Genomic DNA, 21,991 nt, shown 5'->3' on the forward strand with positions numbered 1-21,991 from the left:
GCGGCCAACGCCGGCACGCCCTGCCGGCATCGTGGCACCGTTCGCACACAGTACGGGGCGGATCGGGCGAATCGTCAGCTGAACCGTCGACCCTCGTCCCGCCGGTACGCCCACCCGGCCAGCGCCGCCAGCGCCACCACCCAGACCCCGAGCATGGCCATCGACAGCGGGTTCAGCGGGTAGTCGCCGACCGCTGCCCACATCAGCTCCACCGCGCCCCGGGTCGGCAGGTACGGCGCGATCGCCTCGATGAAGGCGGGCGCCTGGTCCGGGGCGGTGAGCAGGCCGCCGCCGAAGGCGAGCGGGAAGAAGACCACCTGCGCCACCACGATCGCCGCCTTGCTGGGCAGCGAGTAGCCGATGGCGAGCCCCATCAGCGTGAACGGCACCGACGCCAGCGCGACGGTGACCAGGGCGAGCAGGAACGCCGGCGCGGTGATCCGGGCCTCGGTGAGCGTCGCGCCGATCACCACCACCGGCACCAGCGACAGGTAGGTGAGCACCAGGCCGGCCAGCACCCGGCCGGCGAAACGCGGGGCCGGCCCCGCCGGCAGGGTCCGGGTGTACGGGTTCCACGGCTGGTCGCGGTCCTCGGCGACGCCGACCCCGTACTGGAAGATGTTGGCGCTCATCACCGAGAAGGTGACCATCGAGGCGGTCGCGAAGGTGGCCGCGTCCGGGTCCTTCCCGGCGAACGGCACCACGAAGAAGAGCATCGCGGCGGCCGGGAAGAACGCGCTGCCGAACACCGCCACCGGGATCCGCATGGTCTCCAGCAGCTGGTAGCGGGCGTGGATCAGGGCGAGCTGCACTCCGGTCGCCTCCTCAGACGGTGGTGGTCGGTCGGGCGGCGGGGGCGTCGGCGGGCCGGTCCTCGGTGCCGGCCTGGTCGCCGTCGGCCGGCCGCTCGCCCTCGGTGGCGGTGATGGCGAGGAACGCCTCCTCCAGCGAGGTGGGCCGGACCTCCAGGTCGGCGAAGGGCACCCCGGCGGTGACCAGGTCCCGTACCAACTGGTCGGCGTCGGTGGTGAGCAGGTGGGTGCGCCCGTCGACCTGTTCGGTGCGGACCACGCCGGGCAGCGCGGGCAGCGCGGCGGCGACCAGGCTGACCCGGCGTACGCCGACGATGCCGCGGATCGCGGCGACCGTGTCGTCGGCGAGCACCCGGCCCTGCCCGATCACCACCACCCGGTGCGCCAGCGCCTCGACCTCCTCCAGGTAGTGGCTGGTCAGCAGGACAGTGCCGCCATCGTCGTGGAACGCCCGGATCGCGTCCCAGAGGGTGTGCCGGGCGGCCACGTCCAGGCCGGTGGTCGGTTCGTCCAGCAGCACCAGCCGGGGCCGGCCGACGAAGGCGAGCGCGACCGCGAGCCGCCGCCGCTGCCCGCCGGAGAGGCCGCCGGTCTGCCGCTTCACCAGGTCGGTGAGGCCGAACCGGTCGAGCAGTTCACCGCGCGGGACCGGGTCGGGATAGTGGGCGGCGACGAAGTCGACCACCTCGCCGACGCGCAGCGTGCCGGGCAGGCCGGTCTCCTGCGGGGTGACCCCGATCTGCCGCCGGCTCGCCGGGTCCCGGGGGTCACCGCCGAAGAGCTCCACCCGCCCGGAGGTCGGCCGGCGCAGCCCGACCAGCAGGTTCAGCAGGGTGCTCTTGCCGGCGCCGTTCGGCCCGAGCAGACCGACCAGCTCACCGGCGGGCACGTCGAGGTCGACCCGGTCCAGGGCGAGGACGTCGCCGTAGCGGCGGCTGGCCTGGACGGCCCGGGCGAGGATCATGGCGGCTCCCTGTCGGCACCGTGGACGGTCGGGTACGGCTCAGGTGTACTCCCTCCCCGCAACCGCCGACCACCGGAGGCGGCTCCGCTCCGGCCGTCCCGCCCCGGCGCTCTACCGGACCGATCTGTCGAGTTCGCCGAGCAACCGGGTCATGTCCGCCGCAGTTGCTGGCCTGACCCGCCCCGGCCGCCGGGCTCACGCCAGCTCGGCGGGGAGCGGCGCGGCGTGCAGCACCGACAACCGGGACACCGCCCGGGTGAGCACCACGTAGAGCCGGTGCAGGCCGCGCGGCTCGGCGGCCACTATCGCGGCCGGTTCGACGACGATGACGTGGTCGTACTCCAGGCCCTTCACCAGCGTCGCCGGCACCACGGTGACCCGCGCGCCGGCGGCCGGGTCGTCGGCCGTGGCGGCGTGGACCCCGGCGGCGGCCAGCGCCGCGCGTAGCTCGTCGACCGCGTCGTCCGCGGCGATCACCGCGATCGAACCCTCGTGCGCCAGCGCCGCCCGCACCTCGACCACCGTCGCGGCGGTCAGATCCTCGACGGTACGCACGGCCAGCTCGCCGTCGCGGCGCAGCGACTCCGCCGGGGGCACGTCGACGGCGAGCGCCGGCAGCAGCCGGTTGGCGAACGCGACCACGGCGGCGGGCACCCGGAAGCCGACCGTCAGCGGGACCACCGTCGCCTCCGGCTTGCCCAGGTGGGCCAGGGATTCGCGCCAGTCGGTGGCGGCCCACGGGGCGGTGCCCTGGGCGAGGTCCCCGAGCAGGGTGATCGACCCGTGCTCGCTGCGCCGGGCGATCACCCGGCACTGCATCGGGGAGAGGTCCTGCGCCTCGTCGACCACCACGTGCCCGAAGCCGGCCGGGCGCTCGATCAGCCCGGCCGCCTCGTCGATCAGCACCGCGTCGGCGGCGGTCCACTTCGCGGCCTTGGCGGTGCGCGCCGGCTTCGCCCAGGTCAGCAGCGCCTGCTCGGCCGGGGTGAGCAGGCCGTCCGCCACCGTGGCCAGCCGCGCCGGGTCGGCGAACAGGGCGTGCACCAGCCCTTCCGGGGTGAGCGCCGGCCAGACCGCGTCGAGGAAGTCGAGCACCGGCCGGCAGCGGCCCATCCGGCGCAGCCAGGCGTCGCTCGGCGACTCGGCCCGCCGCGCCTCGGCCTGCCGTTGCAGCAGGCTGACGACCCGGGCCCGGACCCGTTCCCGGCCGACCGCGTACGGCAGGTTCTCCCGGCGGGTCTCCTGGACCACCCGGTGCAGCGGGTCCAGGCCGATCCGCCAGCGGTACGAGCCGTCGGAGACGGTGATCGGCTCGGTCGGCTCGCCGATCTGCCCGTGCACCGCCCGGCGGAGCAGTTCGGCCATCCGGACGTCGTGCTTGACGACAGCGGCCGCCGGGTCGTCGACCGTCCGCACCGGCACCCGGTCGAGAAGGTCCTCCACGGTGGCCTGGGCGACCTCAACCTCGCCGAGCGCCGGCAGCACCGCCGCGATGTACGCCAGGAAGGCCCGGTTCGGCCCGACGATCAGCACGCCGGCCCGGCGCAGCCGTTCCCGGTGCAGGTAGAGCAGGTACGCGGCCCGGTGCAGGCCGACCGCGGTCTTCCCGGTGCCCGGCGCCCCCTGTACGCAGATCGAGGCGGCCAGTTCGGCCCGGACCAGTTCGTCCTGCTCGGGCTGGATGGTGGCCACGATGTCGCGCATCGGCCCGACCCGGGGCCGCTCGATCTCGGCGGTCAGGATCCGGCTGGCCGTGCCGAGTTCCTCGCCCCGGTCGAGGTGCTCGTCCTCGAAGCTGGTCAGCACGCCGTTGTTGAAGCCGAACCGGCGCCGGACCGCCAGGCCCTGCGGATCCCGGGCGCTGGCCCGGTAGAAGGCCCGGGAGACCGGGGCCCGCCAGTCCAGCACCAGCGGCTCGCCCCGCTCGTCGGTCACGTGCCGCCGACCCACGTGGTACCGGCGTCCGGCGTGGTCCAGATCCCCCTCACCACCGGGTGCCTCGCCGGCAGCCGGGGCGGAGTCGCCGGCCGGGCTGGCGGCCTCGGCGAAGTCGAGGCGGCCGAAGAAGAGCGGTGTGGTCGGGTCGTCGGCGAGTTCGGCGACCCGGCGGGCCAGCGTACGGCCCAGCGTCTCGGCCGCGTACGCGTCGCCGGCCACCTGGTCACCGGTGGCGAAGAGGGCCTCGGCGCGTTCCCGCATCCGTTTCAGGGCGGCACGGGAGGCGGCGAGGTGCTCGCGCTCCGCGGCGAGGTCGGTGTCGAGGTCGAGGTCGAGTGCGGTCACGCTGATTTCCCCTCGAGGTCATCTGCTGATCGCTCGCGTGTCCGGCAGGCGGATGGCCGGCCTCCGGCGCGGGACGTCCGTTCCGGTGCCCACCGCACCCTGGCCGTCGAAGCGACCTGACAGCCTACGCGCCCCCCAACCACCCCTCCACCGAATTTCCGCCGCGCCGCCGCTGTGCCCGGGCAGATCGGACGGCTGCGGCGTCGGGAGGCGATGGCGTGCCCGATGCTGTCCGCCGGTTGTGCAGCACGTACCGTGGGCGGGGATCATGAGGGGATGACCGAGCCGCGTGCCGAGCGTAGTCGGGTGACGATCAGCGACCCGCGGGTGATGCGGGCGCTGGCCCATCCGGCCCGACTCGCGATCACCGAGTACCTCAGTGGGTTGGAGGGTGGGGCGACCGCCACCGAGTGCGCGGAGATCGCCGGTCTCTCCCCGAGCGCCACCAGCTACCACCTGCGGGAACTGGCCAAGGCCGGGCTGGTGGAGCAGGCGCCCAGCCGGGGCGACGCGCGGGAGCGGGTCTGGCGGACGGTCAGCCCGAGCTGGACGGTCGACGCCGGGCGGGCCACCGAGCCGGAGGCGCAGGCCGCCGAGCGCGCGCTGGTCGAGGCGTGGCTGGCCCGCGACCTGGAGCGCAGCCGGGACTGGTTGCGGCGCGCGGCCGAGGAGCCGCCCGAGTGGTACGCGGCCAGCCGCCTCGCCGACAGCCAACTGCTGCTCACCGCGGCGGAGTTGACCGAGCTCAACGACGCGGTGGACCGCCTGCTGGAGCCGTACCGGAAGCGGTCCCGGGTGAACCCGCCGGCGGGGGCACGCACCGTCGCCATCCACTACAAGGCGGTGCCGCTGGACTGACCGAGGGTTGAGTCGATCAGGTGTGAAGGATTATTTTCGAAGTATGGCCTTCACATCTGCCCGCTCGCGCTGGTCCGACGTCTGGCTCGCCACCGCCGCGCGGGGCATCGCCAGCTGCGGCGACTTCCTGGTCGCCAGCGCGCTGACCCTGGCCCTGCAGTCCGCCGGGGCCGGCGGGCTCGCCGTCTCCGGGGTGCTCCTCGCGGCGACCCTGCCGCTGGTGGTGCTCGCGCCCCTGACCGGGCGGCTCGCCGACCGGGTGGACAGCCGCACGATCCTGGTGGCCGCCGGGCTGGCCCAGGCCGGCATCTGTCTCGCGCTCGCGTACGCCGGGCACCCGGTGCTGGTGGTCGTCCTGGTGGCGCTGCTGGCGGCGGGCCTCGCCGCCACCCAGCCGGTGATCTCCGCGCTGGTGCCGGTGATGGTCCGGGCCGCGGACCTGCCCCGGGCCAGCGCGCTCAACCAGTCGGCCGGCACGCTCGGCGCGCTCGCCGGTCCCGCCCTGGCCGGGCTGCTGGTGGGCCAGTTCGGCGCCCGCCCGCCGCTGCTCCTGGCCGCCGGCAGCTACCTGGCGCTGGTGGTGGCCGGGCTGTTGATCCGTACCCGCCGGGGCGGCCGACGGCGCGTGGACCCGGCGCTGCCCGGCGGCGCGGGGACCGCGACCGGCTGGCGGCTGCGCCACGACCCGCTGCTGGTCGCGATGGTGACCACCGTCGCGGGAGTGATCGGCGCGGTCGGCGCTATCAACGTGGTGGAGGTCTTCTTCATCCGCGAGACGCTGGGCAGCTCCACCACCATGTACGGCCTGGTGACCGGCTCCTGGACGCTCGGCATCCTGGCCGGCGGCTGGCTGTTCGCGCGGGTGGTCCGGCGGCTCGACCGGGACGCCACGCTGGTCCGCGCGGGGGTGGTGCTGCTCGGCGGCTGCTGCCTGATGGTGCTGGCCTCGGCGGCGGTGCCGACCGCCCTGCTGCTGGTGCCGATCTGGCTGGTCGGCGGCGTCTTCAACGGCGGCAACAACGTCTTCAACACCGTGCTGATGGCCCGCCGGGTGCCGGAGGCCGCGCGGGGGCATGCCTTCGCCTTCTTCGGCGCGTCCGCTCAGGGCGCGGCGATGGGTGGCTACCTGGTCGGCGGCCTGCTGCTGGAGGTGGCCGCGCCGCGGCCGCTGGTCGCCGCCTGCGGGGTGGCCGGGCTGCTGGTGGTCGCCGCCGTCGCGCTGCCCCTGCGCCGAGCGGTCCGCGCGGCAACTCCGGCCGTCCTCGACCCGGCGGCCGCCGGCCCGCCGTCCGGCGGTGGCCCGGCGGGTGCGGAATTGGCCACTCCGGGACCGGCCCGCTGAGCCCCGTCCCGCCAGCCGGGATACGGTCGGGCCATGGTCGAGCACGTCGCGCGCCCCCGGGTCGGGCACATCCAGTTCCTGAACTGCCTGCCGATCTACTGGGGTCTGATGCGCTCCGGCGCGCTGATCGACGTCGACCTGCACAAGGACTCGCCGGACCGGCTGAGCGCGGCACTGGTCGCCGGCGACCTGGACATCGGTCCGATCTCGCAGGTGGAGTACCTGCGGCACGCCGACGAGCTGCTGCTCCTGCCGGACCTGGCGGTCGGCAGCGACGGACCGGTGCTCTCGGTGAACGTCGTCTCCACCCGGCCGCTGGCCGAGCTGGACGGGGCCCGGGTCGCGCTCGGCTCGACCTCGCGGACCGGGGTCCTCCTGGCCCAGCTGCTGCTCGCCGAGCGGTACGGCGTCCGGCCGGAGTACTTCCGCTGCCCGCCCGACCTGACCCAGATGCTGCTGGAGGCCGACGCCGCCGTGCTGATCGGCGACGTGGCGCTGCGCGCGCTCTACGAGGCGCCCAAGCAGGGGTTGGAGGTCACCGACCTCGGGCAGGCGTGGCGGGAGTGGACCGGGCTGCCGATGGTCTTCGCGGTCTGGGCGGTCCGCCGCGACTTCGCCGCCGCGCACCCGGGGCTGGTCAAGGAGGTGCACGAGGCGTTCCTGCGCTCGCGCGACCTCTGCCTCGCCGAACTGGACCAGGTGGCCGAGGCGGGTGCCCGCTGGGAGCCGTTCGACGCGGCCACGCTGGCCTCGTACTTCCGGGCGCTGGACTTCTCACTCGGCGAGCGTCAGGTGGCCGGCCTGCGTGAGTTCGCCCGCCGGGCCGCGGCCCTCGGCGCCACCCCGGCCCTCCCGGCCGGCGGTCCCGCCTTCTTCACCGGCTGACGCCAGAGCCGACTCCGCCGGACGGGTCGGGCGGCCGCCGCAGGTCAGGTGGCGTCGCGAAGGAGGGCTGCGGTGATCTTCTGGCAGTTCTTCATGCCGTAGTCGTAGCCCATGTTGATCGGGTACCGGACCATCACGCCCATCGTCCAGGTGTCGCCGATGGCCAGGCAGTTGATGTGCATCTCCTGCTCCCTGGTCCGGTCGATCCACCCGTTCTTGATGGCGATGGTCTTCCGCTCGGCGGACGGGAAGGCCTTGCGGATGCCGAAGTCGCCGGCGCCGCGTACCAGCCGCATCTCGTTGAGCAGCCACTTGGTCCACTTCGGCCCGGCCGCCCGGCCGTCGGCGATGCAGTTGCCCAGCCGGGCGGTGTCCCGCGGGGACAGCTTGGTCCGGCTCCAGCCGCCGTCGCTGGCGACGCTGCTGTCGGTCAGCTCGCACATCGAGATCAGCCGCTTGATCGACGCGGACCCGCCCAGCGCGTTGTAGAACTGCTGGGCCCGGGTGTTGTCGCTGTCCCGGATGATCTTCGTGGCGTCGGCCAGCTTGGCGTCGCTCGGGGTCTGGTCCTTCTCGTCGGCCCGGCGCAGGTAGTCGGCGACGAGCCAGGATTTGATCATCGAGGCGGTGGTGCTGGTCTCGTCCATGTTGTCCGAGCCGATGATGTCGCCGGTGCGCCGGTCCAGCACGCTCCAGGCGTACCAGCCCTCGATGTCCAGGTCGAGGTCCTTCGCCTCGAACGGCAGCGGCTCCAACGTCTCGGTCGGGCTCGGCGTGGGCGCCGGCCGCGAGCTGCGGTCGGTGGGCGTACCGGTGGAGCGGTCGCCGGGGTCGCCCCACCGTGCGGCCGCCTTGGACTCGAACGGCGAGCCGGGGAGCAGGCGCAGGGACACCAGCACCAGGCCGATCAGGATCGCCGCGACGGCGATCAGCTTCAGCGGCGAGGTCTCCTTGCGCTCGCTCCGGCGGCCGGCCATCAGAGCTTTCCGACCGGCTGCTGCGGCACCTTGAGGGCGGCGCCGGGCTGCGGGGTCACCAGCTGGCTGGCGACGCTGGCGCAGACCTGCGCGCCGTACTTCAGCCCGCTCCTGATCGGGTAGCGCAGCATCACCGCGAGGCTCCACCGGTCCGTCACGGCCAGGCAGTTGACGTGCCAGTTGCCGTCGTAGTTCAGCGGGGTCCAGCCGTTCTTCATGCTGACCGGACCCTGGCTGGTGATCGACTCGGGCAGCCCGTCGATGATCCCCCAGCGACCGCCGCCCTGGCGGGCCTTCTGGTCCTTGGCCGCCGTGGTGCCCCGGACCTTGGCCATCTCGTCCAGCAGGAACTTGGTCCATTTCGGCCCGGCGGCGGTGCCGTCGGCGATGCAGTCGCCGAGGCGTACCGCGTCGCGGGGCGACATCCGGGTGAAGCTCCACCAGCCGACATAGCCCGGCACGTTGCCCGGCTTGGTGTCGGTCAGCTCGCAGGTGCTGGTCATCCGCTTGATGCTCGCGGCGCCGCCGATCGCCCGGTAGAGCCGGTTGGCGGCGTCGTCGTTGCTGTCCCGGATCGCGGTGGTGATGTCCTTCTTGAAGCTGGTCGGCAGGGCCTTGTCGCCGAGCCGGTTCAGGTAGTCGGCCGCGAACCAGGACTTGATCATCGACTCGGTGGAGCTGGTCGAGGCCATGTTCTTCGAGCCGGAGATCTCACCGCTCTCCCGGTCCATCAGGGCCCAGGAGAAGAACTCGCCCGTGAAGTTCACCGCGACCGGTGCCGCCGCGAGGGTCGGCGGGGGCGGTGGTGTCGGGGCGGGCGCCGCGACGCTGCCGCCGCCTCCGCCGCCGGTCTCGCCGCCGCCGGCGAGCCGGGCGTACGCGGCCGGAACCAGCAGGACGCCACCGAGGAGGACCGCCACGACGGCGAGCACCATGGTCACGCGGGAACGCATGAGTGGCTGAGCTCCAGATGTCAGGGCCGGGGGGAACCGGCTGTGTTGCCCGGACGGATCGGCGGATCGCCGAGGCCGGGGGAGACGGCCTCGATGGCTGGCGATCGTCGGCAGCCGATCGGTGTGACGGCGAAAGTCTACGTCCGGATCGGCGGCACGCCAGAACCCCACACCTGGCAACTTGCCATGAAGGCGGGAGATCGGCCCGGTATGCGGTTCTTAGGGGGATTCATCTTTGTCCCGTGAGCCAAGTCATAGCCGTGGCATCCACCGAGAGCGGTCGTCCGGTGACGAAAGGTGTCGCCACAATCCTGTTACACCCTCTGGTTTCTTGAGTCGCCAGCTGTAACACTTGACCTCATGTATGGCAACGACTTCTCCCCCGACGACGCGCCCGGCGGTGGTCTGCTCGGCGAGGTCGAGGCGGCCGAGGCGGCGCTGCGGGAGGCCGCCGAGCGCGGGCGGCGCGGCGGGCCCGCGCCGGACGAGGACCTGGCGGCGTACTTCGCCGCGGTCGTCGACGCCGACCAGAAGATCGAGCCACGCGACTGGATGCCCGAGGCATACCGGAAGACGCTGATCCGGCAGATCGCCCAGCACGCCCACTCCGAGATCATCGGCATGCAGCCGGAGGGGAACTGGATCAGCCGGGCGCCGTCACTCAAGCGCAAGGCGATCCTGCTCGCCAAGGTGCAGGACGAGGCCGGCCACGGCCTCTACCTCTACGCCGCCGCCGAGACCCTCGGGGTGAGCCGGGAGGAACTGGTGCGGCTGCTGCTCGACGGCCGGCAGAAGTACAGCTCGATCTTCAACTACCCGACCCTCACCTGGGCCGACGTGGGCGCAATCGGCTGGCTGGTGGACGGCGCGGCGATCGTCAACCAGGTGCCGCTGTGCCGCTGCTCCTACGGGCCGTACGCGCGGGCGATGATCCGGGTCTGCAAGGAGGAGTCGTTTCACCAGCGGCAGGGCTACGAGATCCTGCACACCCTGGCCCACGGCACCCCGGCGCAGAAGGCGATGGCCCAGGACGCGGTCGACCGCTGGTGGTACCCGTCGCTGGCCATGTTCGGCCCGCCGGACACCGACTCGACCCATTCGGCGCAGTCCATGGCCTGGAAGATCAAGCGCTTCTCCAACGACGAGCTGCGCCAGCGCTTCGTCGACATGTGCGTGCAGCAGGCCGAGGTCCTCGGCCTCACCATCCCCGACCCGGACCTGCGCTGGAACGACGAGCGGCGGTCGTACGACTTCACCCAGCCGGACTACGCCGAGCTGATGCGGGTGATCTCCGGTGACGGGCCGTGCAACCGGCAGCGGATGGCGCACCGGCGGGCCGCGCACAGCGAGGGCGCGTGGGTCCGGGAGGCCGCTTCGGCGTACGCCGCCAAGCGGGCACAGCAGCAGAAGGAGAAGGTGGCCGCGTGAGCGAGCGTCAGCGAGCGAATCATCAACGCAGTGCGGTGGTGCCTCACGGCGGCACGGAGCGAAGCGGAGTGCCGGCATGAGCGAGCGCGGCGAGCGAACCAGTCAGCCGGCGGGCGAGCACCCCGCGCCACTGTGGGAGGTGTTCGTCCGGGCCCGGCGCGGGCTGTCGCACACCCACGTCGGCAGCCTGCACGCGCCCGACGCCGAGCTGGCCCTGCGCAACGCCCGGGACCTCTACACCCGCCGCCAGGAGGGGGTGTCGATCTGGGTGGTCCCGGCCGCCGCGATCACCGCGTCCAGCCCGGACGAGAAGGACGCCTTCTTCGACCCGGCCGCGGACAAGGTCTACCGCCACCCCACCTTCTACGAGGTGCCGGACGGGGTGGCCCACCTGTGAACGGCCCGTTCGACTTCACCCTCGCCCTCGGCGACGACGCGCTGATCGCGGCGCAGCGGCTCGCCGAGTGGACCACCCGCGCGCCGGAGATGGAAGAGGACATCGCGCTGGCCAACATCGCCCTCGACCAGCTCGGCGCCGCCCGGCTGCTGCTCACGTACGCGGGCGAGCTGGAGGGCGCCGGCCGGGACGAGGACGCGCTGGCGTTCCTCCGCGACGACCGTGAGTTCCGCAACTGCCTGCTGGTCGAGCTGCCCAACGGCGACTTCGCGGTGACCATGGCGAAGCTGCTCTTCCTGTCGGCCTACCAGCTGCCGCTCTACACCGCGCTGGCCGGCTGCGTCGACGAGCGGCTGGCCGCGATCGGCGCCAAGGCCCGCAAGGAGTCGGCCTACCACCTGGACCACAGCTCGCTCTGGGTGAAACGGCTCGGCGACGGCACCGCGGAGTCGCACCGCCGGATGCAGGAGGCGGTGGACCAGGTCTGGCCGTACGTGCACGAGCTGTTCGCCCCCGACCCGGCCGCGCCGGTCGACCCGGCCACCCTGCGGGCCGACTTCGACGCCGCCGTCTCCGCCGTGCTCGCCGAGGCCACGCTGACCCGGCCGGAGAGCGGCTGGGCGCCGGCCGGAGGGCGCGACGGCGTGCACACCGAGCACCTGTCGTATTTGCTCGCCGAGATGCAGGTGCTGCACCGCGCCCATCCGGGGGCGAAGTGGTGAGTCCCAGGGAGGCCGTGGCGGCGGTGGTGGACCCGGAGATCCGGGTGGTCACGATCGACGAGCTGGGCATCCTGCGGGCGGTCGACGAGGACCCGGCCACCGGCCGGGTGGTCGTCACCATCACCCCCACCTACACCGGCTGCCCGGCGATGGACGTCATCCGGGCCGACATCCGCCGGGCGCTGGCCGCCGCCGGCCACCCGGACGCCGAGGTCCGCACGACCTACAGTCCGGCGTGGAGCACCGACTGGATCTCCGAGAGCGGGCGGGCCAAGCTCGCCGCCGCCGGCATCGCCCCGCCGGCCCCGGTGCGCGCGGCCGGCGTCGTGCCGCTCACTTTGGCGGTGCGCTGCCCGCGCTGCGGATCCCCGGAGACCGAACAGGTCAGCCGGTTCGGCTCCACCGCCTGCAAGGCGCTCTGGCGCTGCCGCTCCTGCTCCGAACCCTTCGACCACCTGAAGGCGCTGTGACAGTCACCATTACCCGCCCGGTCCGCCGCCGGCCCGTCTTCCACCCGCTGCCGGTCGCCGCCGTCGACCGGCTCACCGACGACGCCGTGGCGATCACGTTCGCCGTGCCGGCGGAACTCCGGGAGACCTTCGCGTTCCGGGCCGGCCAGCACCTGACCGTACGCCGCACCGGAGCGACCGGCGAGGACGTGCGCCGGTCGTACTCGATCTGCTCCACCCCGGACGACCTGGCCCGGCACGGCCGGCTGCGGATCGGGGTGCGGGAGATCCCCGGCGGCGCCTTCTCCGCGTTCGCCTGCGGCGCGCTGCGCGGCGGCGACACGGTCGAGGTGCTCCCGCCGCTCGGGCACTTCACCACGGCGTTCGACCCGGGCCGGGTCCGCCACTACGGCGCGGTCGTCGCCGGCTCCGGGATCACGCCGGTGCTCGCGCTGGTCGCGACCGCGCTCGCCGTCGAGCCGGCCAGCACCTTCACCCTGGTGTACGGCAACCGCACGGCGAACACGGTGATGTTCGCCGAGGAGCTGGCCGACCTGAAGGACCGCTACCCGACCCGGCTGCACCTGGTGCACGTGCTCTCCCGGGAGCAGGGCGAGTCGCCGCTGCTCTCCGGCCGGATCGACGCCGACCGGCTGGGCCGGCTGCTGGACACCGTGGTGCCGGGCGAGGCCATCGAGGAGTGGTTCCTCTGCGGCCCGTACGGCATGGTGGTGGACGCGAAGGCGGTGCTGACCGGGCGTGGGCTGCCGGAGGCGGCGGTGCGCACCGAGCTGTTCCACGTCGACGCGCCGCCGGAGCCACCGCGCCGAGCCGACGACGGGCCGGGCACCGGCACCGAGGTGACCATCCTGCTGGACGGCCGCTCGTCGAGCTTCACCATGGGCCGCCACGAGCGGGTGCTGGACGCGGCGCTGAAGGTGCGCGGTGAGCTGCCGTACGCCTGCAAGGGCGGGGTCTGCTCGACCTGCAAGGCGAAGGTCGTCGACGGCGAGGTGACGATGGCCCGCAACTACGCCCTGGAGCCGGACGAGGTGGCCGCCGGCTTCGTCCTGACCTGCCAGTCCACCCCCACCACCGACACCCTCACCATCGACTACGACACCTAACCCCCTCCTCCCTCCCTCTCCCGCGATCTTGCAGTTGTTGCCCTGACATTTGCCGCTATCCGGGCAGAACTAGGGCTGAAAGTGCAAGATCGCGGCGAGTGGGGGCGTGGGGTGGGTGACAGGGGGCGGGGCACCGTGGGCGAGGGGTGTGTGGGGGGACGTAGGCTCGGGGCGTGACGGTGAGCCGGGAGATCGACGACATCCTGCAGCGCGGCGCGGACGGCGGGCGGATCACGCCCGAGGAGGCCCTGCTGCTCTACACCGAGGCGCCCTTCCACGCCCTGGGCGAGGCGGCCGACGCGGTACGTCGGCGGCGCTACCCGGACAACATCGTCACGTACCTGATCGACCGCAACATCAACTACACCAACGTCTGCGTGACCGCGTGCAAGTTCTGCGCGTTCTACCGGGCGCCGAAGCACAAGGAGGGGTGGACCCACCCCACCGAGGAGATCCTGCGTCGCTGCGGCGAGGCGGTCGAGCTGGGCGCCACCCAGGTCATGCTCCAGGGCGGGCATCACCCGGACTACGGCGTGGAGTACTACGAGGAGCTCTTCTCCTCGGTCAAGCGGGCGTACCCGCAGCTCGCCATCCACTCGATCGGCCCGAGCGAGATCCTGCACATGGCCAAGGTCTCCGGCGTCAGCCTGGACGAGGCGATCGCCCGGATCAAGGCGGCCGGTCTGGACTCGATCGCCGGCGCCGGCGCGGAGATGCTGCCCGAGCGGCCGCGCAAGGCGATCGCCCCGCTCAAGGAGTCCGGCGAGCGCTGGCTGGAGGTCATGGAGCTGGCCCACCGGCAGGGCCTGGAGTCGACCGCGACCATGATGATGGGCACCGGCGAGACGAACGCCGAGCGGATCGAGCACCTGCGCATGATCCGCGACGTGCAGGACCGCACCGGCGGCTTCCGGGCGTTCATCCCGTGGACGTACCAGCCGGAGAACAACCACCTCAAGGGCCGGACCCAGGCCACCACCCTGGAGTACCTGCGGCTGGTCGCGGTGTCCCGGCTCTTCTTCGAGACCGTGCCGCACCTGCAGGCGTCCTGGCTGACCACCGGCAAGGACGTCGGCCAGCTCGCCCTGCACATGGGCGTGGACGACCTGGGCTCGATCATGCTGGAGGAGAACGTCATCTCCTCCGCCGGCGCCCGGCACCGGTCCAACCTGCACGAGCTGATCGGCATGATCCGGGCGGCGGACCGGATCCCGGCCCAGCGGGACACCCTCTACAACCGGCTCGCCGTGCACTGGACCCCGGCCGACGACCCGACCGACGAGCGGGTGGTCTCGCACTTCTCCTCGATCGCCCTGCCGGGCGGCGGGGCCGGCCGGCAGTTGCCGCTGGTCGACGCCCGCTGACGGGCGTTCCGCCGTCCTCCGTCGGTTCACGAGGGCCGTTCACATATGAGGTACGGCGGTGGGGGCGGGACGGGTGACCATCCCGCCCCCACCGTTCGTCCGTCCGGACACCCCTGGCCGCGACTCGTACGGAGACGCTGGCGCACGCCGCTCGATCTCCGATAGCGTCCGCTCGGTTCCGCAACCATCAGGATTTCTTCCCTAACCCCGGGGGATCGATGACACCGTTCCACCGTTCCGCGCTGGCCCGCGCGGGCGTCGCGGCCCTGCTCGCGGTCGGCGGCGTGACCGTCGCGGCTGCCCCGGCCCACGCCGCCGACACCGCTGAGCTCCAGCTGATCCCGCTCAGCTACGAGCTGGCCAAGGGCGTCAAGGAGGCCAAGGCCAAGCCGTTCAAGTTCCAGGTCGCCAACACCGGCACGGTGGACGCCAAGGACGTCCGCGTCCTGGTGGACACCACGGGCCTCAACCCCAGGAAGCCCAAGGTCGGCGTGGTGGTTCCCGAGGGCTGTGAGGTCGAGGGCACCACGTTCAGCTGCCTGCTGGGCGACCTGACGGCCGGCACCACCGAGGACTTCGGCATCCCGATCTTCTCCACCGGTGGGCGCGGCGCCGCCGGCACGTTGAAGGTCACCATCAGCGCGGCCAACGCCAAGGGCGACAGCGTCGACCACGACATCACCGTCGCCAAGCCCGGCTACGACCTCACCACCTGGGTGCAGGACGTCTACGCCGACGTGCAGGTGGACGGCGACGAGGCCGGCGAGACCGGGCTCAAGCCGGTCCGGCCGGGCGACACCGCGCCGCTGGACTGGGCGGTCTTCAACGACGGCAGCCGCAAGGCGACCGGGATCGCGTACGGCGTCACGCTGCCGGCCGGTGTGACCTTCGCCGAGCTGCCGGAGGGCTGCGTCGAGCAGACGCTGGGCGGCCTCGCCCAGGCGTACTGCGAGGACTCCGGCGTGGTGCTGAAGCCGGGCCAGTACTACACCGCGGACGTGCGGGTCACGGTCGGCGCGGACGTGACCGAGCCGGTGCTGCGCCCCGGCTTCCTCTTCGCGTCCGGTCTGGACGCCGCCGAGGGAGCGCCGGAGGAGGCGCCGCGGATCGCCAGCGGGACGCAGCGCAAGGCCTTCACCGAGACCGACCAGGGTGACAACATCGCCCAGTTCGACGTGTTCGTCGACCTGACGGTGCAGCCGACGCCGACGCCGACGCCGACCGACGGGCCGACGGCCTCCCCGACGCCGGGCACCGGTGGCGGCGGCGGTGGCCTGCCGGTGACCGGTGTGCAGGCCGGCCTGATCGGCGGGATCGGCGCGGCCGTCCTGCTGGCCGGTGGCGCGCTGCTGCTGATCTCCCGGCGGCGCCGGGTGGTCCTGGTGGCCCCGGGCGACGAGAAGTCGACCGACTGACGGGTGACACGCGACGGGCGGGGTGGGTGACCACCCCGCCCGTTCGCGTCTCCGGGGAGGCCGGCCGGCCGGACGGCGACCGGGGGACGGGCGACCCTGCGGCCGGCGGCGGCCGCCCGGCTGGCAGAGTGGAGGGGTGAGCCGTACCCCCCAGGGCCAGCGCGCCAGCCTGGACAAGCAGCCGCACGAGGTCGCCGCGATGTTCGACGGCGTGGCGGCTCGTTACGACCTGACCAACACGGTGATGACGGCCGGCCGGGACCGGGCCTGGCGCCGGGCCACCCGGGAGGCGCTCGGGTTGCGCCCCGGCGAGCGGGTGCTCGACGTGGGCGCGGGCACCGGCGTCTCCACCGAGGAACTGGCCAGGTCCGGGGCGTACGCGGTCGGCGCCGACCTGTCGCTGGGCATGCTGTACGCCGGCAAGCGCACCCGTCCGACGGTCCCGCTGCTGGCCGGTGACGCGCTCCGGCTGCCCTTCGCGGACGGCGTCTTCGACGCGGTCACCATCTCGTTCGCGCTGCGCAACGTCGTCGACACCGAGGCCGCGCTGCGGGAGTTCGCCCGGGTCACCCGGCCCGGCGGTCGGCTGGTGATCTGCGAACTGAGCCACCCCGCCAATTCCGTCTTCCGCACCGCCTACCTGTCGTACCTGATGCGGTGGCTGCCGGCGGCGGCGCGGGTGGTCTCCAGCAACCCCGACGCCTACGTATACCTGATCGAGTCGATCCGGGCGTGGCCGGACCAGGCCGCGCTGGCGCAGCGGATCCAGGTGGCGGGCTGGGGCTCGGTTGCCTGGCGAAACCTGACCGGCGGCCTGGCGGCACTGCACCGGGCGGTCCGCGACTAGGGGCCGCACCGCGGATTTTTCGACGCCCAGCCGGCGGGACGGTGTCCCGCGGCGACGGGCGCGGCACGTCCGTTCGATGGGACCGTCCGGCTATTTCGTGAATATCCATCTTTAGTCCATTTTGTTCCGTACGCTCTGCGGCATGAGACCCGAGCGGCCGGACGAGGTGGCGGCCACCGACGAGGACGCGGCCGAACTCATCGCGCAGCTCAAGGAGTTGGCCGGCGCGGATCCCGCCGACGTCCGCCAGGTGGTGGCCGAGGTGCTGGCCGCGCTCGACCGCGCCGCCGGCGGCGCCCTGCGCGAGCACCTGCCGGAGACGATCCGGCACGACGCCGGCCTGGACCCGGCCAGCCCCGCCCGGCGCTGACGCCGTACCGCGCGGCCCGGATCGGCAGCCGCTCCGCCCCTGGTGAGCGCCCGTCAACCGGGTTTCCGGCAAGTTAGGTACCCCTCAGCGGGCGTCGGTGTTACCCCGGTCATAGACTCGCTCCCGACTGGCTTGTGAAGGAATTCACGAGCATGCGGGAGGAGGCGCGGATGGCCGCGGTGGAGCACGACGCCGACGTCATCGTCGTGGGCGCCGGTCCCGGTGGGTCGGCGACCGCGTACCACCTGGCTCGGCACGGCGTACGGGTGCTACTGCTGGAGAAGACCGAGTTCCCCCGCGAGAAGGTCTGCGGAGACGGGCTGACGCCGCGCGCGGTGCGGCAGTTGGTCCGGATGGGCGTGGACACCTCGGAGGAGGCCGGCTGGCTGCACAACCGGGGGCTGCGGGTGATCGGCGGCGGCGTCCGGCTGGAGCTGGACTGGCCCGACCTGGCGAGCTTCCCCAACTACGGGCTGGTGCGCACCCGGCTCGACTTCGACGACCTGCTCGCCCAGCGGGCGGTGGCCGCCGGCGCCAAGCTGCGTACCAGCGTGAACGTCACCGGCCCGGTGCTCGACCCGGACGGCCGGGTGATCGGCGTCGAGGCGGAGGTGGGCCCGGACAAGGCCCCCACGACCTTCCACGCGCCGCTGGTGGTCGCGGCCGACGGCGTCTCCGGCCGGTTCCCGCTCGCCCTCGGGCTGGCCAAGCGGGAGGACCGGCCGATCGGGGTCGCCGTGCGGCGCTACTACCGCTGCCCGGCAAAGCACGACGACAACTACCTCGAGTCCTGGCTGGAGCTGCGCAGCAAGGACAGCGGCGACAACCTGCTGCCCGGGTACGGCTGGATCTTCGGCCTCGGTGACGGCCGGGTCAACGTCGGCCTCGGCGTGCTCAACTCCTCGTCCGCCTTCGGCAAGACCAACTACCGGCGGCTGCTGACCGACTGGCTGGCCAACACCCCGGCAGACTGGGGCATGACCGACGAGTCCAACGCGGAGGGTCCGATCCTCGGCGCGGCGCTGCCGATGGGCTTCAACCGGGTGCCGCACTACACCCGCGGGGTGATGCTGGTCGGCGACTCCGGCGGCATGGTCAACCCGTTCAACGGCGAGGGCATCGCGTACGCGATGGAGTCCGGCGAGCTGGCCGCGGAGATCGCGGTGCAGGCCCTGGCCCGGCCGGCGGGCGCCGAGCGGGAGCGGGCGCTGACCGCGTACCCGACCGAGCTCAAGGCGCGGTTCGGCGGCTACTACCGGCTCGGCGGCATCTTCGTGAAGCTGATCGGCCGTCCGGAGATCATGCGGATGGCCACCCGGCACGGCATGCCGCACCCGATGCTGATGCGCTTCGTCCTCAAGCTGCTGGCCAACCTGACCGACCCGCGCGGCGGGGACGCGATGGACCGGGTCATCAACGCGATGACGAAGGTGGCACCGGCCGTGTGACCGTCGGATCCACGGTCCGTGACGAACGCGGGCCCGGAACCCAGAGATCGGCCCCCGGCGCAGGTCGCCGAATGGGACGTGAATAGTGTGATTTTTGTCAAGCACCGAGGGCAGGGAAGGACGAGCAGGAGATAACGATGACGCTCTCCCCTTACGCACCGATCATCGGGCTGTTCGCCATCGCCGCGGCGTTCGCGCTGTTCTCCGTGGCGGCCGCCCGCTTCGCCGGCCCCCGGCGCTACAACAAGGCCAAGCTCGAGGCGTACGAGTGCGGCATCGAGCCCAGCCCCCAGCCGGTCGGCGGCGGGCGGTTCCCGATCAAGTTCTACCTGACGGCGATGCTCTTCATCGTCTTCGACATCGAGATCATCTTCCTCTACCCCTGGGCGGTCTCGTTCGACGCCCTGCCGATCTTCGGCTTCGTGGAGATGGTCCTGTTCATCGTCGCGGTCTTCGTCGCGTACGCCTACGTGTGGCGGCGCGGCGGCCTGGACTGGGACTGAGGGAGGAACCTCAGATGGGTATCGAGGAGAAGCTCCCCGCCGGTGTCCTGCTCACCTCGGTGGAGAAGCTGGTCAACTGGTCGCGGAAGTCGTCGGTCTGGGGCGCCACCTTCGGCCTGGCGTGCTGCGCGATCGAGATGATGGCGGCCGGCGGCCCGCACTACGACATGGGCCGCTGGGGCATGGAGGTCTTCCGGGCCTCGCCCCGGCAGGCGGACCTGATGATCGTGGCCGGCCGGGTGAGCCAGAAGATGGCCCCGGTGCTGCGCCAGATCTACGACCAGATGGCCGAGCCCCGCTGGGTCATCTCCATGGGCGTCTGCGCCAGCAGCGGCGGCATGTTCAACAACTACGCCATCGTGCAGGGCGTCGACCACATCGTCCCGGTCGACATGTACCTCCCCGGTTGCCCGCCCCGGCCCGAGATGCTCATCGACGCGGTGCTGAAGCTGCGCGAGAAGATCATGCACGAGCCGCTCGGCCCGAACGGCCGCAAGATGCTCGAGGCGCGCAAGGCCCGCGGTGACGTCCCGGTCGTTCCCTACGGCTCGATGCCCTCGTCGTACCGCAGCGACAAGGCCCGGCGGGCCGAGTGGACGCAGGCCGTCCGCGAGGGCCGCGAGGAGCAGCTGCGGATCGAGAACTGGATGAAGGCCCAGAACCACCTGCACAGCCACGGGGGTGTCCAGAAGTGACCGCACCCAACGACAGGATCGACGGCGGCGGCGTACCGGTGCCGGTCACGCCGGCCGGCGCCAGCAGCGGGGCGCCGGCGGAGTATCCGCCGGCCAGCCCGGCCGGTCGCGGCATGTTCGGCAACCAGGGCAGCGGCGACGTCTCCGGCTACGGCGGCCTGGTCCGCCCGCGCCGCACGGTGGAGGACTCTCCCCGGCCGTACGGCGGCTACTTCGACGAGGTGTGCGACGCGCTGGAGGAGGCGTACCCGGCCTTCGCCGACGCGATCGAGAAGGTCGTGGTCGACCGGGGCGAGCTGACCCTGCACGTACGCCCCGAGCGGATCGCCGAGGTCTGTCAGGTGATGCGCGACGACCTCGCGCTCCGCTTCGAGCTCTGCTCGTCGGTGTCCGGGGTGGACTACCTCGGCGCCGACGCCCGCCGGCTGCACGTCGTCTACCAGCTCACCTCGATGACCTACCGCCGCACCGTGCGGCTGGAGGCAGCGGTTTCCGCCGAGGACCCGCACCTGCCCAGCGTCACGTCGGTCTACCCGACCGCGGACTGGCAGGAGCGCGAGACGTACGACATGTTCGGCGTCGTCTTCGACGGTCATCCCAGCCTTACCCGGATCCTGATGCCGGACGACTGGGAGGGGCACCCGCAGCGCAAGGACTACCCGCTCGGCGGTGTGCCGGTGGAGTACAAGGGCGCCGAGATCCCGCCGCCGGACAAGCGGAGGTCGTACCAGTGAGCGCGAGGAGTGAGCTTGCGAGCCCCGCAGTCGTGAACGGAGGGCCGGCACTGTGAGCACGTCCAACTACGCGACCGAGCGGGAGACCGCCGAGGGCAAGGTCTTCACCGTCACCGGTGGGGACTGGGACAACGTGGTCTCCGGCACCGACCCGATCAACGACGAGCGGATCGTCGTCAACATGGGTCCGCAGCACCCGTCGACGCACGGCGTGCTCCGGCTGATCCTCGAACTCGAGGGTGAGACGGTCCGCGAGGCCCGCTCGGTGGTCGGTTACCTGCACACCGGCATCGAGAAGAACCTCGAGTACCGCAACTGGGTTCAGGGCAGCACCTTCGTGACCCGGATGGACTACCTCTCCCCGCTGTTCAACGAGACGGCGTACGCGCTGGCGGTGGAGAAGCTGCTCGGCATCACCGACCAGGTGACGGAGCGGGCGACCACCATCCGGGTGCTGATGATGGAGCTGAACCGGATCTCCTCGCACCTGGTCTGGCTGGCCACCACCGCCATGGAGCTGGGCGCGATCAACATGATGCTCTACGGCTTCCGCGAGCGTGAGTACATCCTGGAGATCTTCGAGATCGTCACCGGCCTGCGGATGAACCACGCGTACGTCCGGCCGGGCGGCGTGGCCCAGGACGTGCCGGACGAGGCGGTCGTGAAGATCCGCGAGTTCCTGAAGCTGATGCCGAAGAAGCTCAAGGAGTACGAGAACCTCCTCTCCGGCCAGCCCATCTGGCTCGAGCGGACGAAGAACGTCGCGGTGCTCGACGTGACCGGCTGCCTCGCGCTCGGCGTGACCGGCCCGGTGCTGCGCTCCGCCGGCCTGGCCTGGGACCTGCGCAAGACCATGCCGTACTGCGGCTACGAGACGTACGAGTTCGACGTGCCGACGCACACCGACGGCGACGTGTGGGGCCGCTACCTGGTCCGGCTCGCCGAGATCCGGGAGTCGCTCAAGCTCGTCGAGCAGGCGCTGGACCGGCTCAAGCCGGGCCCGGTGATGGTGGCCGACAAGAAGATCGCCTGGCCGGCGCAGCTGGCCATCGGCGTCGACGGCATGGGCAACTCGCTGGAGCACGTGGCGAAGATCATGGGCCAGTCCATGGAGTCGCTGATCCACCACTTCAAGCTCGTCACCGAGGGCTTCCGGGTGCCGCCGGGCCAGGTCTACGTGGGCATCGAGTCGCCCCGTGGCGAGCTGGGCGTGCACGCGGTCTCCGACGGTGGCACCCGGCCGTACCGGGTGCACTACCGGGAGCCGAGCTTCGTCAACCTCCAGGCCCTCCCGGCGATGGCCGAGGGCGGCCTGATCGCCGACGTGATCGCCGGCGGCGCCTCGCTGGACCCCGTGATGGGGGGTTGCGACCGGTGAGCGCGAGGAGTGAGCTTGCGGGCCCCAGCCGCGCGCGCGA

22 protein-coding genes are annotated in these 21,991 nt (G+C 72.4%); 17 read left to right on the forward strand and 5 right to left on the reverse strand.

From position 1 onward, the window contains the following. Positions 1 to 74: 74 nt before the first annotated feature. The 3 genes from FHX32_RS11200 to FHX32_RS11210 all read right to left on the reverse strand — a co-directional run bounded on the left by FHX32_RS11200 (position 75) and on the right by FHX32_RS11210 (position 4,059). Positions 75 to 812, reverse strand: coding sequence for an ABC transporter permease (locus tag FHX32_RS11200; protein WP_167180804.1), 738 nt, complete (start codon positions 810 to 812; stop codon positions 75 to 77). A 13-nt stretch (positions 813 to 825) separates the two neighbouring features. Continuing rightward, entirely contained in the window at positions 826 to 1,776 is a 951-nt protein-coding gene (locus FHX32_RS11205; RefSeq protein WP_167180805.1) for an ABC transporter ATP-binding protein, read from the reverse strand. A gap of 195 nt (positions 1,777 to 1,971) precedes the next feature. After that, positions 1,972 to 4,059: a helicase domain-containing protein gene (locus FHX32_RS11210; RefSeq protein ID WP_167180806.1), complete on the reverse strand. Its 2,088-nt coding sequence runs from the start codon at positions 4,057 to 4,059 to the stop codon at positions 1,972 to 1,974. Positions 4,060 to 4,335: 276 nt separating this feature from the next. Here FHX32_RS11210 and FHX32_RS11215 point away from each other — a divergent pair, with 276 nt between their 5' ends. Genes FHX32_RS11215 through FHX32_RS11225 form a run of 3 tightly spaced genes read left to right on the forward strand, consistent with a single transcriptional unit; the run spans position 4,336 to position 7,144 of the window. Next, positions 4,336 to 4,917 (forward strand): helix-turn-helix domain-containing protein, encoded by a 582-nt coding sequence (locus FHX32_RS11215; protein WP_167180807.1) that lies wholly within the window; start codon positions 4,336 to 4,338, stop codon positions 4,915 to 4,917. A 43-nt stretch (positions 4,918 to 4,960) separates the two neighbouring features. Then, a complete protein-coding gene (locus FHX32_RS11220; RefSeq protein ID WP_167180809.1) occupies positions 4,961 to 6,259 on the forward strand; it encodes an MFS transporter in 1,299 nt (432 codons plus the stop codon). A 33-nt stretch (positions 6,260 to 6,292) separates the two neighbouring features. After that, positions 6,293 to 7,144, forward strand: coding sequence for a menaquinone biosynthesis protein (locus FHX32_RS11225; protein WP_167180811.1), 852 nt, complete (start codon positions 6,293 to 6,295; stop codon positions 7,142 to 7,144). Between the two features lie 44 nt (positions 7,145 to 7,188). On the opposite strand, the gene FHX32_RS11230 is transcribed toward FHX32_RS11225, so the two are convergent. Both FHX32_RS11230 and FHX32_RS11235 read right to left on the reverse strand, forming a co-directional pair. Continuing rightward, a complete protein-coding gene (locus FHX32_RS11230; protein WP_167180813.1) occupies positions 7,189 to 8,121 on the reverse strand; it encodes a serine hydrolase family protein in 933 nt (310 codons plus the stop codon). Further along, a complete protein-coding gene (locus FHX32_RS11235; protein WP_167180815.1) occupies positions 8,121 to 9,074 on the reverse strand; it encodes a hypothetical protein in 954 nt (317 codons plus the stop codon). The genes FHX32_RS11230 and FHX32_RS11235 overlap by 1 nt, the downstream gene beginning before the upstream one ends. A 360-nt stretch (positions 9,075 to 9,434) precedes the next feature. Here FHX32_RS11235 and paaA point away from each other — a divergent pair, with 360 nt between their 5' ends. From paaA to FHX32_RS11305, 14 genes are all read left to right on the forward strand, one after another. After that, positions 9,435 to 10,502 (forward strand): 1,2-phenylacetyl-CoA epoxidase subunit PaaA, encoded by a 1,068-nt coding sequence (gene paaA / locus FHX32_RS11240; RefSeq protein ID WP_167180817.1) that lies wholly within the window; start codon positions 9,435 to 9,437, stop codon positions 10,500 to 10,502. A gap of 76 nt (positions 10,503 to 10,578) precedes the next feature. Beyond that, complete coding sequence (gene paaB / locus FHX32_RS11245; RefSeq protein WP_167180819.1) at positions 10,579 to 10,899, forward strand: 1,2-phenylacetyl-CoA epoxidase subunit PaaB; 321 nt, start codon at positions 10,579 to 10,581, stop codon at positions 10,897 to 10,899. Continuing rightward, positions 10,896 to 11,621 (forward strand): 1,2-phenylacetyl-CoA epoxidase subunit PaaC, encoded by a 726-nt coding sequence (paaC, locus tag FHX32_RS11250; protein WP_167180821.1) that lies wholly within the window; start codon positions 10,896 to 10,898, stop codon positions 11,619 to 11,621. The genes paaB and paaC overlap by 4 nt, the downstream gene beginning before the upstream one ends. Continuing rightward, the gene (paaD, locus tag FHX32_RS11255) at positions 11,615 to 12,091 is read left to right on the forward strand and encodes a 1,2-phenylacetyl-CoA epoxidase subunit PaaD (protein WP_167180823.1); all 477 of its coding nucleotides are present in this window, start codon (positions 11,615 to 11,617) and stop codon (positions 12,089 to 12,091) included. Before paaC ends, paaD begins: the two co-directional genes overlap by 7 nt. Continuing rightward, positions 12,088 to 13,197: a 1,2-phenylacetyl-CoA epoxidase subunit PaaE gene (gene paaE / locus FHX32_RS11260; RefSeq protein WP_167180825.1), complete on the forward strand. Its 1,110-nt coding sequence runs from the start codon at positions 12,088 to 12,090 to the stop codon at positions 13,195 to 13,197. Before paaD ends, paaE begins: the two co-directional genes overlap by 4 nt. 173 nt (positions 13,198 to 13,370) lie before the next feature. Next, positions 13,371 to 14,561 (forward strand): cyclic dehypoxanthinyl futalosine synthase, encoded by a 1,191-nt coding sequence (mqnC, locus tag FHX32_RS11265; protein ID WP_167180827.1) that lies wholly within the window; start codon positions 13,371 to 13,373, stop codon positions 14,559 to 14,561. 218 nt (positions 14,562 to 14,779) lie between these two features. Continuing rightward, positions 14,780 to 15,976 (forward strand): cell wall anchor protein, encoded by a 1,197-nt coding sequence (locus FHX32_RS11270; protein WP_167180829.1) that lies wholly within the window; start codon positions 14,780 to 14,782, stop codon positions 15,974 to 15,976. Between the two features lie 136 nt (positions 15,977 to 16,112). After that, a complete protein-coding gene (locus FHX32_RS11275; RefSeq protein ID WP_167180831.1) occupies positions 16,113 to 16,823 on the forward strand; it encodes a demethylmenaquinone methyltransferase in 711 nt (236 codons plus the stop codon). 142 nt (positions 16,824 to 16,965) lie between these two features. Further along, a complete protein-coding gene (locus FHX32_RS11280) occupies positions 16,966 to 17,193 on the forward strand; it encodes a hypothetical protein (RefSeq protein WP_088997019.1) in 228 nt (75 codons plus the stop codon). A gap of 170 nt (positions 17,194 to 17,363) precedes the next feature. Then, positions 17,364 to 18,641: a geranylgeranyl reductase family protein gene (locus FHX32_RS11285; protein WP_167182569.1), complete on the forward strand. Its 1,278-nt coding sequence runs from the start codon at positions 17,364 to 17,366 to the stop codon at positions 18,639 to 18,641. Between the two features lie 137 nt (positions 18,642 to 18,778). Next, positions 18,779 to 19,144, forward strand: a complete 366-nt coding sequence (locus tag FHX32_RS11290) for an NADH-quinone oxidoreductase subunit A (RefSeq protein ID WP_088997021.1) — start codon at positions 18,779 to 18,781, stop codon at positions 19,142 to 19,144. A gap of 14 nt (positions 19,145 to 19,158) precedes the next feature. Beyond that, on the forward strand, positions 19,159 to 19,839 hold the full coding sequence (locus FHX32_RS11295) for a NuoB/complex I 20 kDa subunit family protein (protein WP_167180833.1): 681 nt from the start codon (positions 19,159 to 19,161) through the stop codon (positions 19,837 to 19,839). Next, on the forward strand, positions 19,836 to 20,573 hold the full coding sequence (locus FHX32_RS11300) for an NADH-quinone oxidoreductase subunit C (RefSeq protein WP_167180835.1): 738 nt from the start codon (positions 19,836 to 19,838) through the stop codon (positions 20,571 to 20,573). Before FHX32_RS11295 ends, FHX32_RS11300 begins: the two co-directional genes overlap by 4 nt. A gap of 52 nt (positions 20,574 to 20,625) precedes the next feature. Then, positions 20,626 to 21,951 carry an NADH-quinone oxidoreductase subunit D gene (locus FHX32_RS11305; RefSeq protein WP_167180837.1) on the forward strand — a complete coding sequence of 442 codons (1,326 nt, stop codon included), beginning with the start codon at positions 20,626 to 20,628 and terminating at the stop codon, positions 21,949 to 21,951. The last annotated feature ends 40 nt before the right edge of the window (positions 21,952 to 21,991 follow it).

The sequence above is a fragment of the Micromonospora sp. CNZ280 genome (assembly GCF_011759515.1).

Bases quoted from the DNA above. Each gene is read 5' to 3' on its own strand.
- FHX32_RS11270 (WP_167180829.1), top strand. From the start codon at position 14,780: ATGACACCGTTCCACCGTTCCGCGCTGGCCCGCGCGGGCGTCGCGGCC.
- FHX32_RS11205 (WP_167180805.1), bottom strand. From the start codon at position 1,776: ATGATCCTCGCCCGGGCCGTCCAGGCCAGCCGCCGCTACGGCGACGTC.
- FHX32_RS11225 (WP_167180811.1), top strand. From the start codon at position 6,293: ATGGTCGAGCACGTCGCGCGCCCCCGGGTCGGGCACATCCAGTTCCTG.
- FHX32_RS11215 (WP_167180807.1), top strand. From the start codon at position 4,336: ATGACCGAGCCGCGTGCCGAGCGTAGTCGGGTGACGATCAGCGACCCG.
- FHX32_RS11295 (WP_167180833.1), top strand. From the start codon at position 19,159: ATGGGTATCGAGGAGAAGCTCCCCGCCGGTGTCCTGCTCACCTCGGTG.
- FHX32_RS11280 (WP_088997019.1), top strand. From the start codon at position 16,966: ATGAGACCCGAGCGGCCGGACGAGGTGGCGGCCACCGACGAGGACGCG.
- FHX32_RS11290 (WP_088997021.1), top strand. From the start codon at position 18,779: ATGACGCTCTCCCCTTACGCACCGATCATCGGGCTGTTCGCCATCGCC.
- FHX32_RS11220 (WP_167180809.1), top strand. From the start codon at position 4,961: ATGGCCTTCACATCTGCCCGCTCGCGCTGGTCCGACGTCTGGCTCGCC.
- FHX32_RS11235 (WP_167180815.1), bottom strand. From the start codon at position 9,074: ATGCGTTCCCGCGTGACCATGGTGCTCGCCGTCGTGGCGGTCCTCCTC.
- FHX32_RS11230 (WP_167180813.1), bottom strand. From the start codon at position 8,121: ATGGCCGGCCGCCGGAGCGAGCGCAAGGAGACCTCGCCGCTGAAGCTG.
- FHX32_RS11285 (WP_167182569.1), top strand. From the start codon at position 17,364: ATGGCCGCGGTGGAGCACGACGCCGACGTCATCGTCGTGGGCGCCGGT.
- paaA (WP_167180817.1), top strand. From the start codon at position 9,435: ATGTATGGCAACGACTTCTCCCCCGACGACGCGCCCGGCGGTGGTCTG.
- paaB (WP_167180819.1), top strand. From the start codon at position 10,579: ATGAGCGAGCGCGGCGAGCGAACCAGTCAGCCGGCGGGCGAGCACCCC.